This is a genomic window from Lentibacillus sp. L22 (genome assembly GCF_040812445.1).
In the GTDB taxonomy this organism is placed as follows: domain Bacteria; phylum Bacillota; class Bacilli; order Bacillales; family Amphibacillaceae; genus Lentibacillus_C; species Lentibacillus_C daqui.
Window position 1 is genome coordinate 156,081 of record NZ_JBFNXI010000003.1, and the last position, 14,884, is coordinate 170,964.

At 40.5% G+C, this 14,884-nt stretch carries 14 protein-coding genes and 1 pseudogene; 6 read left to right on the top strand and 9 right to left on the bottom strand.

Annotated features, from left to right (window positions below; genetic code table 11):
* Positions 1-314: 314 nt before the first annotated feature.
* The gene (locus ABRT01_RS02625; RefSeq protein ID WP_367746242.1) at positions 315-1,814 is read right to left on the bottom strand and encodes a nitrate/nitrite transporter; all 1,500 of its coding nucleotides are present in this window, start codon (positions 1,812-1,814) and stop codon (positions 315-317) included.
* A gap of 85 nt (positions 1,815-1,899) precedes the next feature.
* Positions 1,900-2,124 carry a hypothetical protein gene (locus ABRT01_RS02630; RefSeq protein ID WP_367746245.1) on the bottom strand — a complete coding sequence of 75 codons (225 nt, stop codon included), beginning with the start codon at positions 2,122-2,124 and terminating at the stop codon, positions 1,900-1,902.
* Between the two features lie 97 nt (positions 2,125-2,221).
* On the opposite strand from ABRT01_RS02630, the gene ABRT01_RS02635 reads away from it, so the two are divergent.
* From ABRT01_RS02635 to ABRT01_RS02660, 6 genes are all read left to right on the top strand, one after another.
* The gene (locus ABRT01_RS02635; RefSeq protein ID WP_269409762.1) at positions 2,222-2,551 is read left to right on the top strand and encodes a PadR family transcriptional regulator; all 330 of its coding nucleotides are present in this window, start codon (positions 2,222-2,224) and stop codon (positions 2,549-2,551) included.
* Between the two features lie 52 nt (positions 2,552-2,603).
* Positions 2,604-3,323 (top strand): pentapeptide repeat-containing protein, encoded by a 720-nt coding sequence (locus ABRT01_RS02640; RefSeq protein ID WP_269409763.1) that lies wholly within the window; start codon positions 2,604-2,606, stop codon positions 3,321-3,323.
* Positions 3,324-3,768: 445 nt separating this feature from the next.
* A complete protein-coding gene (locus tag ABRT01_RS02645) occupies positions 3,769-4,323 on the top strand; it encodes a beta-class carbonic anhydrase (RefSeq protein WP_269409765.1) in 555 nt (184 codons plus the stop codon).
* Between the two features lie 288 nt (positions 4,324-4,611).
* Entirely contained in the window at positions 4,612-6,123 is a 1,512-nt protein-coding gene (locus tag ABRT01_RS02650; RefSeq protein ID WP_367746249.1) for a spore germination protein, read from the top strand.
* A gap of 8 nt (positions 6,124-6,131) precedes the next feature.
* On the top strand, positions 6,132-7,250 hold the full coding sequence (locus tag ABRT01_RS02655; protein WP_367746250.1) for a GerAB/ArcD/ProY family transporter: 1,119 nt from the start codon (positions 6,132-6,134) through the stop codon (positions 7,248-7,250).
* Positions 7,247-8,383, top strand: a complete 1,137-nt coding sequence (locus tag ABRT01_RS02660; protein ID WP_367746251.1) for a Ger(x)C family spore germination protein — start codon at positions 7,247-7,249, stop codon at positions 8,381-8,383. Before ABRT01_RS02655 ends, ABRT01_RS02660 begins: the two co-directional genes overlap by 4 nt.
* Positions 8,384-8,436: 53 nt before the next feature.
* On the opposite strand, the gene ABRT01_RS02665 is transcribed toward ABRT01_RS02660, so the two are convergent.
* The 7 genes and pseudogenes from ABRT01_RS02665 to ABRT01_RS02695 all read right to left on the bottom strand — a co-directional run bounded on the left by ABRT01_RS02665 (position 8,437) and on the right by ABRT01_RS02695 (position 14,758).
* The gene (locus ABRT01_RS02665; protein WP_439649401.1) at positions 8,437-9,261 is read right to left on the bottom strand and encodes an aldo/keto reductase; all 825 of its coding nucleotides are present in this window, start codon (positions 9,259-9,261) and stop codon (positions 8,437-8,439) included.
* 628 nt (positions 9,262-9,889) lie between these two features.
* Positions 9,890-10,819 (bottom strand): ribose ABC transporter substrate-binding protein RbsB, encoded by a 930-nt coding sequence (rbsB, locus tag ABRT01_RS02670; protein ID WP_269412583.1) that lies wholly within the window; start codon positions 10,817-10,819, stop codon positions 9,890-9,892.
* 16 nt (positions 10,820-10,835) lie between these two features.
* On the bottom strand, positions 10,836-11,714 hold the full coding sequence (locus tag ABRT01_RS02675; RefSeq protein WP_439649461.1) for an ABC transporter permease subunit: 879 nt from the start codon (positions 11,712-11,714) through the stop codon (positions 10,836-10,838).
* 55 nt (positions 11,715-11,769) lie between these two features.
* Positions 11,770-13,275 carry a sugar ABC transporter ATP-binding protein gene (locus ABRT01_RS02680; protein ID WP_269409770.1) on the bottom strand — a complete coding sequence of 502 codons (1,506 nt, stop codon included), beginning with the start codon at positions 13,273-13,275 and terminating at the stop codon, positions 11,770-11,772.
* Positions 13,276-13,339: 64 nt separating this feature from the next.
* Positions 13,340-13,689 (bottom strand): annotated as a pseudogene (gene rbsD / locus ABRT01_RS02685) (D-ribose pyranase).
* Positions 13,664-13,930 carry a PfkB family carbohydrate kinase gene (locus ABRT01_RS18355; RefSeq protein ID WP_439649402.1) on the bottom strand — a complete coding sequence of 89 codons (267 nt, stop codon included), beginning with the start codon at positions 13,928-13,930 and terminating at the stop codon, positions 13,664-13,666. Before ABRT01_RS18355 ends, rbsD begins: the two are co-directional and overlap by 26 nt.
* Before the next feature lie 6 nt (positions 13,931-13,936).
* Positions 13,937-14,758: a LacI family DNA-binding transcriptional regulator gene (locus ABRT01_RS02695; RefSeq protein ID WP_367746263.1), complete on the bottom strand. Its 822-nt coding sequence runs from the start codon at positions 14,756-14,758 to the stop codon at positions 13,937-13,939.
* Between the last annotated feature and the right edge of the window lie 126 nt (positions 14,759-14,884).

Consider the following 14,884-nt stretch of genomic DNA (forward strand, 5'->3'; position numbering starts at 1 on the left):
TGAGCTGTTCTAAATCACAAAAAGGCCACAGACATATGTGACCTTTACCAAACAGATTTAGCTTATCATGTGAATCAGCTATTGCTGCCACTGACATCGTTTGAGGTCACACCATTTATAAAATTTTGCTTGTATAGTTGTTGCTTTTGCTGTCGTTGTAATTGGCGTTGCATGGTAATGACCTCCTCTCGTTATTTGACTCCCAGTAATTATAATATTACTAAAATTTAAAGTCAATGCCCTTTTTCTTCTTTTCCTCAAAATAGGTAAGTATTCCTGCAAAAAAAGAAGACAATGTCATATGGTCTTCTTTTTTACTTTTTCACTTGAGATATATCACTCATCATCCCGACATAATACTGCGGCTGTCCTTTGCTGTTATTTAACTGGCTTATGGTCAACCATCCGGGATAGATCTCACCGTTTTTCCGCTTATTCCAGATTTCTCCTTCCCAATAACCTTTTTCCCGCATGATCTCCCACATGTCTTGATAAAAAGTTTCATCATGCTTGCCCGATTTAAGTACACTCGGCGTTTTCCCTCTCACTTCTTCTTCCTTAAATCCAGTTATACGCGTAAACGCAGGGTTAACGTTTCGGATAACACCATGTTTGTTGGTGACCATGATGCCTTCCGCGGCTCCTTCAATAATTCGTCCCTCAATACTCAAGCGATCTTGATAATACATATAAATGACAATCACAAAACTGACCAGTGCAAATTCTGACAATGCCATAAAACCAATTGCATAGTGTCCGGTTAAATTGAAGACCGTTGTGAGTACAATTGGCGGAAAAAATCCCCCTAGTCCGCCCATTGCCGACACAATTCCGTTGACGATCCCGGCTTGTTTGGAAAAATGCAGTGGGACAAGCTTAAACACGGTACCATTTCCAATCCCGACAAAAACAGCAACCGATAACGTTCCAAACGTATAAAGGCCAATCGTTGGTGAAAAGGATAAGATAACACCTGATATACTGGTTCCCAAAAAGATAATCATCAAAATCACATACGGATTAAATTTATCGGCAAGCCAGCCACCTAATGGACGCAACAATGTCGCCAATACAATAAAGCCGGCTGTTCGAATCCCGGCATCAACCGGATCCAGTGAAAAGTGTGATGCCAAAAAGTTAGGCAAATAGACGGTAAAGGCAACAAAAGCACCGAACGTGATAAAATAGAAAAAACTTAAAAACCATAGTGTTTGATTGCGGTAAACACTTTTGATTTGCGCCACCATGGAAACCTTGACTTTTTTCTCCTTGCGATCGCCAATGAAAAAATTAATGACAATAAATGCAAGTAGCAAAACAAGATAAAAGCGAACCGTATTTTCCCAGCCATACGATTTTGCCAGCATCGGCGCAAAAAATGTACTGATTGCTGTTCCTGCGTTCCCTACCGCATAAATCCCGTTTACTAATCCATGTTTTTCTTTTGGATAATATTTCGGCAGTGAGGTTACCCCGATAGAAAACGTGGCACCACCAACCCCAAGGAAGAGTCCACTAATAATTAAATCGGTAAACGACTTGGCAATACTCATATAAAACACAGGAAACAAAAGGATAACAAAACTAATCATAAAAATTGTCCGGGCACCAAAGCGATTTGTATAAAATCCGATCGGAACCCTTAACACAGATCCAAGAATAACCGGAATCGCCGTAACAAGCGACATTTGCCCGGCTGTTAAATGAATTTCTTCGTTAATAATTGGCATCAACGAGGAAATCAGCACCCATACCATAAACCCAACGATCAAACTGACGGATTGCAGCGAGAGTTGTAGATTTGGCCGATTCATGCTCAACCATCCCTTCCAGATTTGGTTTTTAAACTGAATAAAATCCCTTCCTACCTTCATATCACTAGCTTATGACAAAACACATTCACCAACTGTGAAAAAAATCACATAAAGATCCAATCATTATGACACCTTTTTGACATTCTTCCGTTTCTCTCCCTTTGTTTTCTATTTCCTCCCTTCCGAACTTGGGGAGCACACTCTGCTTCTTTTTCGTGATGAAAGCACTATTCCCAAACATTTGGTCAACACTCTCAAGTGATAATTCAAGTGCTTGCTGTTTTTTCCGTTTGCCGCTGATCTTTTTCATTCGAGTCCCCTTATTCATTTACATATTTGCTGTTATACACAAATTACTTTGACAGATATAGTAATTTATTATATATTATACACAAGGAGGTGAGGATGTGGTTCAGTCAAAGCTATCCTCCGATCTGCTGCGCGGACACGCTGATACGATGATCTTAAAACTTTTGTTAAATGGAGATAAATATGGATACGAAATTAGTAAATTAATCCGGGCGAATTCAGGGGAACAATACGAATTAAAGGAAGCGACCATGTACTCCAGTTTGAAACGGCTTGAAAAAGAAGGCAACATCCGCTCCTATTGGGGGGACGCGACTCAAGGCGGACGAAGAAAATATTATACGATCACATTAAGCGGGAAAGAAACCTATAAACAAAATAAACAAAACTGGGAACAGGCAAAGAAGATTCTGGAACGCTTGTTATGAGAAATGAAGTACCCGAATGAAAAATGTTAAACAATAGAAAGGATAATGATCCATGATTGACCAAATAAAAGCGCATGTGCACAGCATTTTTATGCCCTATCAAAATGTAAAATCTGCCAAAGAACTGGAAGAAGAACTGTCGCAAAATCTCAAAGAAAAATATGATGATTACAAACAACAAGGATACAGTGATAAAGAAGCATACAGGTTAACCATCGACTCCATTGGTGAGGTATCGGAGTTGGTAGAATCCATTAATCTAAAACATAATGAATTAGAGCAAGCCGTACAGATGAATTTTTCCTGCCAACGTCTCCGGGATTCAGATTTCCGTTCGGTTTCGGTTCATGATGGTAAATTTAATGCCAGTGAGTTAAAAGGATCCGATTTCAGCCATTCTGACCTGACCAACAGTACGTTTAAAGGCAGTGATTTATACCAGTGCATTTTTGAAGATGTCAATTTAACCGGAACGCTATTTAAAGGCGCGAATTTGAAAGGGGCAACTTTCAAACATTGTATATATAATGGCACACACTTTAAAAATAGCAATTTGGAGGGATTAGTCTTTGATGGGGAAACCTTTCATCAAACGATATTTGAAGGATCCACGTTAAAGAAGGCATCATTTCGTAATGCAATATTGACAAGCGTTCAATTTCGCCAGTCAGATGTAAGGAAAACCGATTTTTCCGGGGCCAGGATGGATAAGTTAACCTACAACTTTTTACATGGAGCCAAGGTAGACTTAAGTAACGTTACGATTATATAAGGGGGTATATTTCATGAGTATCGCAACAGCTATCGTTATTTCGACGGCAATTGTTTGTGTAACAGGATTTATTACGGCTGTTACTTTAAAAGGCATGAGTATGGGTGACTGATTTAAACAAAAGCCAATGCTCACTTTAGGTTGAACATTGGCTTTTGCTCAAAATAGATCGGACAATTCAAAATAAACAGTCTGAAAGCTACGCCGCCTAGAACTTCTCGGTCCTTTTTATTCTCCTTTTTGAACACGCACTTGAAGCAATAAAGTAAAATATCCCGAAAAATTTAGCCAGTTAGACATCGCCTGTTCGCCTTCTTTCACCTCAATCGATCCTTGTTTGAAATAACCAATGGAATAACTCCCCGTTTTATACAACAGACTGGTCGAACAGCATCAAAACCTGCTATAGTTATATAGAAGAGATTTTTAAGAAGGAGTGGATTGGATGCAAATCGATGAGATACTCGCTTACAACCAAAAATTTGTAGAAGGAAAGGAATACGAGCCCTACAAAACCGATAATATTCCCAATAAACGCCTAGTTATTGTAACCTGCATGGACACACGACTTGTTGAATTGTTGCCAAAAGCATTAAATATTCATAATGGCGATGTAAAAATGCTTAAAAATGCCGGTGCAATTATTCGTAGCCCATTTGACAGTATCATGAAGGGTATCCTAGTCGCTATCTATGAACTAAAAGCAGAAGAAGTAATGGTCATTGGTCACCACGATTGCGGCATGTCCCACGTGGATACAGATGTATTAAAAAAATCCATGCTTGAAAAAGGTATTGCGGAAGATACACTAACAACACTCGAACATGCCGGCATTGATGTACATAAGGAATTCGAGGGATTTACAACTGTTGAAGATTCCGTCAAGCAAAGTGTTGATATTGTGCGCAATCACCCACTTCTGCCCCCAGCAATTAAGGTACATGGCTTGGTTATCGATCCGGCAACAGGAAAACTTGATCTTGTTACCAAAGCAGAATAAGTAGCACACCATTGAAAAAACTTTCCATGGATGGTTGGTATCAAATCGGCCATCTATGGAAAGTTTTTTTCTTGATTGTTTACGCCCCTTATAAAATAAGATAAAAAGCAACCACCGCAACTTCACTCTGTACAGACCATCTGGATATTTCAGTAATCTCAAACTACCACTCATGCTCCCGCTGACCCTCTACGCTATCTCTATAATAATTTCAGCGATTTTTCACATACTAGGTGTTATCAGTTTATCACTTATAAGCGGACTGTAATATTGTTCCAGGAGGTCCACATGAGAAGAAATCGTCAGCAGAAGAAAAACACAAACAGTTTCTTTCCGATCAAACTGGAAGAACTCGAGCAGATCATGCTCCAAAAATTTGAAAACAACGATGACTTATTATTTCGTACATATAATCAGGATAGTGGTAAAAAAGCAGCAGTGTTTTTTATCTCCTATCAAGTCGACTTGAACATCATTGGTCAGTTTATTCTTGATCCGCTGTTAAGCAGCAAAGAGGAATGGAGCAATGATTCTATTTTAGACGATATTCCCGAAAATACCGGACACACGGTGGATAAATTGGAGGACATTCTAAAAGGATTGCTGGTCGGAGAACTATTCATTTACGTGGAGGGGGAAGAAGAAGCGCTTGGTTATCTTGCCCTGAAAAAACAACAACGTCAGCTGGATAAAGCAGAAAATGAAACCGTTGTGATTGGACCACAAGTCGCTTTTACCGAGTCGCTTGTGACCAATCTTAACGTGGTTCGTTGGAGTATTCGCTCTACTGATCTCGTATTGGAACAGCTGATGATTGGTCATCGCTATCCACGGGAAATTCGGATTTGTTACATAAAATCCATTGCCAACGAGCAATTGGTCAACACGATGCGGCAACGTCTACAAGATTTGGATGTAGATGAAATAGAAGATAGCACTGTATTGCAACAGTATCTCAATGATTCATCCTCTACCGTCTTTCCCCAGTTCTATTCCACCGAACTTCCTGATCGTTTCAGCTATGCGATCAGACAGGGTCGGATTGGGGTATTGACGGAAAATAGTCCGACTGGGTTCATTGCGCCATCCACATTCTTGAGTTTTTTTGAGTCAACAGAAGACTTGTATATGCGTTGGAATATCGGCACTTTTTTATTGATTTTGCGCTTTTTCGCAATATTTCTTTCAGTTACGATGACGCCATTATATGTGGCTGCGGTGACCTATCATTACGAGATTATTCCTGTTGACGAGCTGATAACGATCGGCCAGTCACGGGCAGCTGTTCCTTTTCCACCAATCTGGGAAGCGATAATTCTGGAATTTTTGATTGAACTATTGCGTGAGGCTGGAGCCAGACTGCCGACCAAAGTAGGTCAGACGATTGGAATTGTTGGCGGGGTTATCATCGGACAGGCGGTTGTTCAGGCAGGATTAACCAGTAATATTTTAATCGTCGTTGTTGCATTAAGTGCACTATCCTCTTTTACGACACCAAGTTATTTGATGGGGACAGCGGTTCGAATCGTTCGTTTTCCGATGATCGTCCTGGCTGGATTATTTGGTCTTATTGGGATTATTTTTGGTGCATCGTTTTTAGTCATCCATTTGCTAAAACTAAAATCTTTAGGGATGCCGTATTTGACGCCCATCTATCCATTCCGCTGGGCCGACTTGAACAAATCACTGACTCGTGCTCCGCTCCAATACGAAAACAAGCGATTTTTCTCCATCAGACCGAAAAATTTGCTTCGTTATAAACGCAAAGAGTCCAAACGCAAACATGACATTGAAGATTAGGTGATAGGATGGATATTAATGTAAAAGTAAAAAATGACTTGCAGATTCGTGCATTCTATTTGTTCTTTATCGTTACAGGCACGCAAATAGGAGTCGGCATGATGGGGTATCCGATGTATGTTTACAATGAGGCAAAACAAGATTCATGGATATCCATTCTTATTGCCTATGTCTACCTAATGGTTGTTGTCTATGTCATGTACTTGATACTGAAGCAGTATAAAAACGCAGATATTTTGGGTATCCAGGTTGATGTATTTGGCAAATGGATCGGCAAATTATTGGGTACGATTTATATGATTCATTTTACCGTTGGCCTCATCACCGTGTTTGTCACTTATATTGAAGTTGTACAAATTTTTATTTTTCCACAACTGAGTTCGTTTGTGATGGGCGGACTGTTGCTTATTTTGATTATTTATGGTGCCTTGGGTGGGCTACGAGTCATTGTTGGGGTTGCATTTATATTCTTTTTTTTAACACAGTGGTTACTATTCTTGTTTTACGAGCCAATCATGAAAATGGAATTTAATAATTTCCAGCCTTATTTCGAAGCAACTATTCCTGAATTGCTTCAGGGGGCAAAAAAGACAACCTTTACCTTTGTCGGGTTTGAAATTCTCTTTTTTGTTTACCCATTTATCCAAAACAAACAAAAGGCCAAACGCCCAATCTTTTTGGGTATAACCTATACTGCTTTAATCGCTTTATTGCAGATGGTTATTGCAATTGGCTTTTTCAGTCCGGGACTGCTTGCGCAATTAGAATGGGCTGTATTGACCTTATTTAAAGGGTCGAAATTGCCATTTATCAATCGCATTGACTTTATTGTCATCGCCGAGTGGATTATGGTAATCGTACCGGTGATGCTGTTGTTAATCTGGATGATTACTTATGGGATGAAGCGATTATATAATATACCAAGGAAATTCACGCTTTTTACCGTTGCCCTTCTCCTCTTTATATCATGCGGGTTTATCTCGCGTCATACATATGTGATCAAATTGACCGATGCCTATTCCGTCATTAGCTTCTGGATCGTCTATGTTTACCCGTTTATTCTACTACCAATCGTATGGATAAAGAGACGCTGGGATAAAAAAAGAAAAGGTGGGGGTAAAAAATGAATCGGACATGTGTGATGATCTTGGCATTTCTCATTTTTCTTGCCGGTTGTGTGCCCACCAAAACAATTGAGGACTTGGGAATCATTAATAATTATGGGGTAGACCAGCTGGAAAATGGTCAACTTAAATCGACAATGGTCATATACAAATTCGCAAAACAAAATGAAGAAACCTCCCAAATTGTATCCGGGGAGGCAAATACAATGAAACGTGCGCGTCAGATAGCCAATCAATATACCAGTTTTGAGCTGGCTCCCGGATCTATCCAATTGGCGTTATTTGGTGCGGAACTGGCCAAACAGGGATTGTCACGTTATCTTGACCCCTTGGAACGTGATGCAAAAATATCCGATATGATGTATTTGGCAATAGCAGAGCCAACCGCTGAAAAGATCATTTTAACAGGGAACAAAAATCCGAGAATCAATCTAAATCGTTACCTGAATGATCTCATCAAACAAAATAAAAAGAACAATGTCATCCCGGACGTTAGATTAATTGATTTTTCTAATGAATATTTCAAGATAGGCAGGGATCCGTATTTACCGATATTATCCATCAAGGACAACCAACCAATTATTTCATCAGTTGCTCTATTTTTGGATGACCAACTTGTTGGCAAGATACCATTGGATAAAGTTTATTTAATTTCCATGTTGCATAAACCAATCAAGAAATTGAATATACAAGCCGCGATTCCATTAAAACCATTCAAGGAGCACATGAAAAAGCAATCAACGAAGCAGCAAAGTAGAAAGTATGCTTATGCTGACTTATCCCTTCGTAAGGGGAAAGCCAAAACAAAATTGCTTGATAGCCAAAACTTGAAGTTTCAAACGAATGTAAAACTCAGTGTGGATTTAATGGAATTGAGTGAGGAAATTGATTTGCGAGATCCAAAGGTCATTAAAAAATTTGAAAAAGAGATTGAAAACGAGGTAAAGAGCCAATATGAGAAGTTATTGGCCTACACACAAAAGTTAGGTGCCGATCCCTTTGGTTACGGGGTTGTTTATCGCACCCATCAAAAAGGAAATAAACCCGGCAACGATAAATTACATGAGATTTATCCAAACATAGATGTTGATTTTAATGTCGATGTCCGGATTCTACATCATGGAATTATCCCATGATGGGTGGTCAGTCCCTCATCGATTAACATGCTAAAGCGATGAGGGCTTATCCCCTATTTTGGTGGCTGATCGGGGTGTGATCCGACACGCATGCCGCTTTCCAGCTGATCCAATAATCTCATATCGCCATCGTCAAGCTGAAAGTCAAACACGGTCATATTTTGTCGCTGCCGTTCTTTGTTCGTTGACTTTGGAATCACAATAAAATCGTGCTGCAGGTGCCACCTGATTATTACTTGTGCCGGCGTTTTGTTGTACTTTTTGCCAATTTTCATAAGAACCGGATCATCCAAATACTTTGCCCTGCCAAGTGGAGACCATGATTCAACGGCAATTCCATGTTCCCGACAATAAGTTGTTGTCTCTCTTTGTTGCAACTTGGGATGAAGCTCAATTTGGTTGACGGCAGGTGCGATCTGCTGGGTAGCTGCCAGGGTTTGCAAATGGTGATCCAGGAAGTTGCTGACCCCGATCGCTTTCGTCCTACCATCCTGATAGAGTTTCTCCAACGCTTTCCATGTTTCCGGGAACATATCTGGAACCGGCCAGTGGATCAGGTAAAGATCAACATAATCAAGCCCGAGCCTTGTTAAACTGGCTGCAAACGCTTGCTGCGCCCGTTCAAAGCCTTGCTGGTCATTCCATACTTTGGTCGTGACAAAGAGCTCTTCCCGGGGAATTCCAGAATCTTGGATTGCTTTACCTACCCCCTCTTCATTCCCATAAAAACTCGCCGTATCAATATGCCGATAACCAAGTTCCAGTGCATGTCCAACCGTTTCATATACATCTTCAGCAGGCACTTTGTATACACCCAGCCCCAATTGCGGAATGTACGTGCCATTATTTAGTTGTTTTTGTGTTTGCATATCCATCATGTTTCCCTCCTTGTCCTCTAGTATATCACGATGAACAGGTAGAAAATGAAGTGTGTATTTTGAGTAAAATTTGCCTAGCCAGATATTCTAAACGTAAGAGGTGAAGTTTAGGAGAAGTTATTTTTACTTGCTGTCCTTACCGTCCCACGGTTGAGGATAGCTATTCTGGGTAAAAAGGCATTTAAAAATTTCTGCCGGCCGCCATAGTTATGTGTATATTCACCAAAGCACTTGATCAGTTCGGCCAAAAGAAAAATGGCGGATATGTTATAAAGAAATTAAACCGCTAAATGGTGTTAAATTTGTAAGTCGCTCCAAACTAATTACGTTGGCAAAATTGACAAAACTCCAGTACTTGGGAATTGATTCGATACGAGTATTACTTCTTTATGGGTTTCAATATATGATCGATTTCACTTCCAAAGAAAGACAAATAAAAACAGCTAAAATATTACAATTTTGTAAATGGGAGACTGTCCCCTGTTGTAGTAAAATATTAAAGTGTTAAAGCAATTATAGATGAATGGGTGGAATGTAAGGTTGTGTTTACGCAGCATGTATCTGTCCGTAAAATAATGTCAGGTACCCGCACTACTAACATGGGCGCCTGACACCAATTCAAAAACATCTATTTGATCAATTTTAATTCAACCGGAACGAAGTCGTCTAGTTTTTCCCCATCGAGTACTTTAGCTGCTGTTTCAACAGCTTGTTTTCCGATTAGATCCGGCTGCTGTGCAATAGTCGCAGCCATGTCCCCTTCCTTTACCGATTTAACTGCATCATCTGTCGCATCAAAACCAACAACAACCACATCATCCATTCCTTGTGCTTGCAACGCCTCGTATGCTCCTAATGCCATTTCATCGTTTTGAGCGAATACTGCATCGATATCCTTATGGCTTTGGATGATATTCTCCATTACGCTCAATCCTTTGGTTCGATCAAAATCACCAGATTGACTTGCAATTATTTTGATATCCTTCTTCTTATCAATAACATTGTGAAAACCTTTACCACGTTCCCGTGTAGCGGAAGCACCAGAAACACCTTCCAGTTCTACTACGTTTCCTTTATCTTTCAACCTTTCGCTTATAAACTTCGCTGCCATTTCTCCGCCTTCTACGTTGTCAGAAGCAATATGGGTAACAACTTCTCCCCCATCAGAACTGCGATCCACGGTAATAACAGGAATATCCTCATCATTAGCCATTTGAACAGCGGAAGCCACCGCTTCAGAATCAGTCGGATTTACAAGCAATATATCAATATTTTGCTGCAGCATATCTTCAATATCACTCATTTGTTTAGAAGGGTCATCTTGTGAATCTGCTGTTACAATATGATGTCCAGCATCTTTTGCGGCTTTTTCCGCCCCGTCACGCAATGTCACAAAGAATGGATTATTCAAAGTAGAAATAGATAATCCGATTTTAATATCTTTATTTTTTGTATTGTCACCATCACCTTCAGACTTTCCAGGCTGATCCAAAGAGCAACCCGTTACCAGCATCATAACCAATACTACTAAGCCCATTAGTTTCACATATTTTTTCATCATAATCCTCCCCAACCTATTGTTTTTTAGATTGCCTGTCCAATAATACAGCTAACAATATAACTGCACCTTTGACGATTTGTTGATAAAAAGAAGAAACATTCAACAAGTTCAACCCATTGTCAATGACACCAATAATCAGGGCACCGATCAGTGTACCTAATATTTTTCCTCGGCCACCCATCAAGCTTGTCCCTCCGATAACCACCGCCGCAATAGCATCCAATTCATATGAAGTCCCCGCGGTTGGCTGGGCGGAATTAAGTCGGCTCATCATAATTATGCCAGCAAGAACGGACAGCATCCCTGTTAAGGCATAAACCCAAATTTTGACACGATCCGCCTTAATACCGGATAACGTCGATGCTTCTTCGTTACCACCAACTGCATAAACTTGTCTTCCAAAAACCGTGTTCCTCAGAATAAAAAACAGCACCAAAAATATAATCAGCATGATGACGACCGGAAATGGGATGCCAAGTAGATAGCCTTTACCGATCATTTGAAAACTGAAGCTATCCGATAGTCCTGTAACAGGTTTTCCGTTTGTGAAAACAAGCGTTGCTCCGCGAAAAATCGTCATCGTCGCCAATGTTGCAATGAAAGGGGCCACCTTTCCTTTCGTGATGATCAGTCCATTGATGGCACCTAATCCCAAACCAATCAAGAGTCCAATCAATATCGCCAACATTGGGTCCATTCCACTTGTCAACATACCCGCCGTTAAGGCACTGCCCAGTGCAAGCAAAGATCCAACTGACAAGTCAATCCCTGCTGTTAAAATAACGAAAGTCATCCCGAAAGCAATTAGTGCATTAATAGAAATTTGTCTAAGTAGGTTTAGGATATTGTTCATTGTCAAAAAGCTGTCACTTAAAATACTGAGTATGATCATAATGAGTATTAACCCGATAAGTGGACCAATTTTTACGAGACGACTAGCCAATGATTTATTCAATATATTCACCTCCAGTTGCTAATGTCATAATTTTTTCCTGGTTTGCTTGTTCTCTGTCTAAAAACCCGGTGACTTTCCCTTCATGAACCACCATTACCCGGTCACTGACGCCAATTACTTCCGTTAATTCAGAAGAAATCATGATAATGGCAACTCCATTTCTTGTTAATTCGCCCATTATGTCATAAATTTCCGTTTTCGCACCAACATCTACTCCTCTGGTCGGTTCATCCATAATAAGCAACGTTGGATGAATACTAAGCCATTTTGCAATGACAACCTTTTGCTGGTTTCCGCCACTTAAAGACTTGGCAGGCTGTTCACTACTCGTCGTGCGAATCATCAATCTTTCAATGAGTTGATCCACGAGTTTCTTTTCATCCTGTTTGGAAATCACACCGGTTTTCGAAATATCTTTCAAATTGGTCAATGCCATATTTTCCTTAATAGAAGCATCAATCACTAATCCCTTTGTCTTTCTGTCCTCCGTTATAAAGCCGATGCCTGCCTCAATCGCATCCCGCGGGTGCTTAATATGCAATTCTTTACCATTGAGTTTTACACTGCCGCTTTTCATTTTTCGAAAACCGAAAATGGCCTCCATCATTTCAGACCGCCCGGCACCCATAAGCCCAGCGACCCCGAGGATTTCTCCTTCACGGACTCGAAAGGAAACGTTTTCAAACCATCCTGGACTGGACAATTCGTGAGCCTCAAATACGACCTCCCCGATTTTCCCCTCTCTGTTTGGGAACCGATCCCCTAATTCACGCCCTACCATCATTTTTACAATTTCTTGAAAAGACGTGTCTGAAATATTTCTAGTGCCGATCGATTCCCCGTCCCGCAATACTGTTATCCGGTCGCAAATTTGAAAAATCTCCTCCATACGGTGAGAAATGTAGATGATACTAACCCCTTTTTTCTTAAGTGAATCAATCACTTCAAAGAGACTCTCAATCTCACGCTCCGTTAGTGCCGCTGTAGGCTCATCCATGACAATCATTTCAGCCTTTGTTGCCAATGCACGAGCAATTTCTACCAATTGCTGCTGTCCGACCGATAGATTACTAGCGATTTCATTGGGATCAATATTGGTAACTCCCAAATCTTCTAGGCTCTTTTTCGTTCGGTTTTGCATTTCCTTTGTATCCAAAATCCCGAACTTCTTTGTTAATTCCTTCCCCATGAACATGTTCTGGGCAACGGTTAGATACGGGATGATATTCAACTCCTGATGGATAACACTGATGCCCTTCTGCTCCGCTTCCTTGGGATTGGCAAAATGGACTTGTTTTCCCTTCATCCTTACAACCCCACTGTCTTTTGGATAGATACCTGTCAGGATTTTGATTAAAGTAGACTTCCCTGCACCATTTTCACCCATCAATGCATGGATTTCGCCACTTAACACTGTAAACTGAACATTGTTTAACACCTGATTTCCCGAAAATGATTTACTAATATTTTCCATTTCAACAAAAGTGGTACGGGGCATTTTTCAAACTCCCTTCTTAAAAAATCACGCCTGATTGAAGGATAATATTTGCAAAAGGTGTATTTTATCCTGTACGAATAACTGCTTTTGCATCTAGTATCTTCTTTTTCAGCAACTCGCGCGAAATGTATGCTTTCGGTATTGCGTCACGACTATCCAGCACTTGTACATGCAATGATTGATTTTCTACTTTTATTTCGTCTGCCATAGTCATTTTTTCAATCTCCATATCACCCATCACCGCTTGCAATACAGATAAAAAGTTCGGTTCTCCTTGTGTAATGGATAAATCTATACACCACGTTCCATCTGGTATGGGTATAGCCCACAATCTGCTATGATAATACTATCCGTGTGGCCCATTTTTGCCAATACCGCAGCTATTTCTCTATTTAATATTCCTTTCTTTTTCATCAGCATCATCTCTTCTCCCCGCTATAAATCTCTCTAGTTGTATTCGTGTTGGCATCCCGTTTTGCGCGCCGATTTTTGTTACGGATAAAGCAGCGGCAACCGCTTGATTTGCACCCTTGCCTCCAGGATAGGTAGCAAACGACCTGCCTAAGACAGTTTCTCCTTGTATTGGCGCCATATCGGCTGTAGTAGTCATATTCATATTTATACTACCTACCACACGTATATTTGGGGTTCTCATTTTAGTTTACCTCCTTGCCGATTGACGTTCGATCAATGCTGCCTTGAATTCAACCGAACCCATCATTTTCTCTGGTTGATTAATTTGTTCCATCAACATTTCTGCAGCTCTTGCCCCCATATCATAAATGGGCTGTGCCATTGTCGTTAATGACGGGGTTGTCGTTTCCCCCAGGGATATGCCGTCGAATGCAATAACGGATAAATCTTCCGGCACTCGTATTCCCAGCGATTGTGCTGCTTTTAATACGCCAACTCCCATCAAATCGTTAGCTACAAATATACCATCTGTTTGTGGGTTGGCAGTTAACAAATCAATTGTTGCTGAGTATGCTTCTTCAAATGTATAATTGCCCGACTTGACATGCGTCTTTGTAAACCAGCTTTCCTTCTTGACAACGGCCAAGTAACCCTCCATCCGTTGCACAGCATTTCGAACATTTTTCGGACCGCTGATATGGGCAATTTTCGTGCAGCCAATAGCTTGTAAGTAATGAACCGCTTCCCGTGCACTATCGTAATTATTCACGGTAACAGATGGGAAGCTATCGTTGATTTCCCGATCAACTGCAATAATTGGAAAATTAGCATTGACCACATGTTCGTTTGTCATCGTGCTGGATACAATAATAATGCCATCTATTGATTTTTGACTTAACGTATTCAAATATGCCAGTTCTTTTTGCAGATCATCATCGGTATTGCATAAAATGAAAGTATAGCCGTGTTTTGTTGTGATATCTTCCACTGCCCGGGCTAATTCGGGAAAATATGGATTCATAATATCCGGAACAAATAAAGCAATCATTTTCGACTTACCTTTAAACAAACTCCTCGCCACATCGTTTGGCCGGTAGTTCAACTTTTCAATTGCCTTTTGAACCCGGTGTTTGGTACACTCATTAACATTTGCCGATTCATTTAGCACGCGCGAGACGGTGGCAACTGAAACCCC

What these genes read in the sequence shown, in the direction of transcription:
- ABRT01_RS02665 (WP_439649401.1), bottom strand. Translation starts at nt 9,261, where the DNA reads ATGATGGATATGCAAACACAAAAACAACTAAATAATGGCACGTACATT.
- ABRT01_RS02680 (WP_269409770.1), bottom strand. Translation starts at nt 13,275, where the DNA reads ATGCCCCGTACCACTTTTGTTGAAATGGAAAATATTAGTAAATCATTT.
- ABRT01_RS02675 (WP_439649461.1), bottom strand. Translation starts at nt 11,714, where the DNA reads ATGATCATACTCAGTATTTTAAGTGACAGCTTTTTGACAATGAACAAT.
- ABRT01_RS02660 (WP_367746251.1), top strand. Translation starts at nt 7,247, where the DNA reads ATGAATCGGACATGTGTGATGATCTTGGCATTTCTCATTTTTCTTGCC.
- ABRT01_RS02645 (WP_269409765.1), top strand. Translation starts at nt 3,769, where the DNA reads ATGCAAATCGATGAGATACTCGCTTACAACCAAAAATTTGTAGAAGGA.
- ABRT01_RS18355 (WP_439649402.1), bottom strand. Translation starts at nt 13,930, where the DNA reads ATGAGAACCCCAAATATACGTGTGGTAGGTAGTATAAATATGAATATG.
- ABRT01_RS02650 (WP_367746249.1), top strand. Translation starts at nt 4,612, where the DNA reads ATGAGAAGAAATCGTCAGCAGAAGAAAAACACAAACAGTTTCTTTCCG.
- ABRT01_RS02630 (WP_367746245.1), bottom strand. Translation starts at nt 2,124, where the DNA reads ATGAAAAAGATCAGCGGCAAACGGAAAAAACAGCAAGCACTTGAATTA.
- ABRT01_RS02655 (WP_367746250.1), top strand. Translation starts at nt 6,132, where the DNA reads ATGGATATTAATGTAAAAGTAAAAAATGACTTGCAGATTCGTGCATTC.
- ABRT01_RS02625 (WP_367746242.1), bottom strand. Translation starts at nt 1,814, where the DNA reads ATGAATCGGCCAAATCTACAACTCTCGCTGCAATCCGTCAGTTTGATC.
- rbsB (WP_269412583.1), bottom strand. Translation starts at nt 10,819, where the DNA reads ATGAAAAAATATGTGAAACTAATGGGCTTAGTAGTATTGGTTATGATG.
- ABRT01_RS02640 (WP_269409763.1), top strand. Translation starts at nt 2,604, where the DNA reads ATGATTGACCAAATAAAAGCGCATGTGCACAGCATTTTTATGCCCTAT.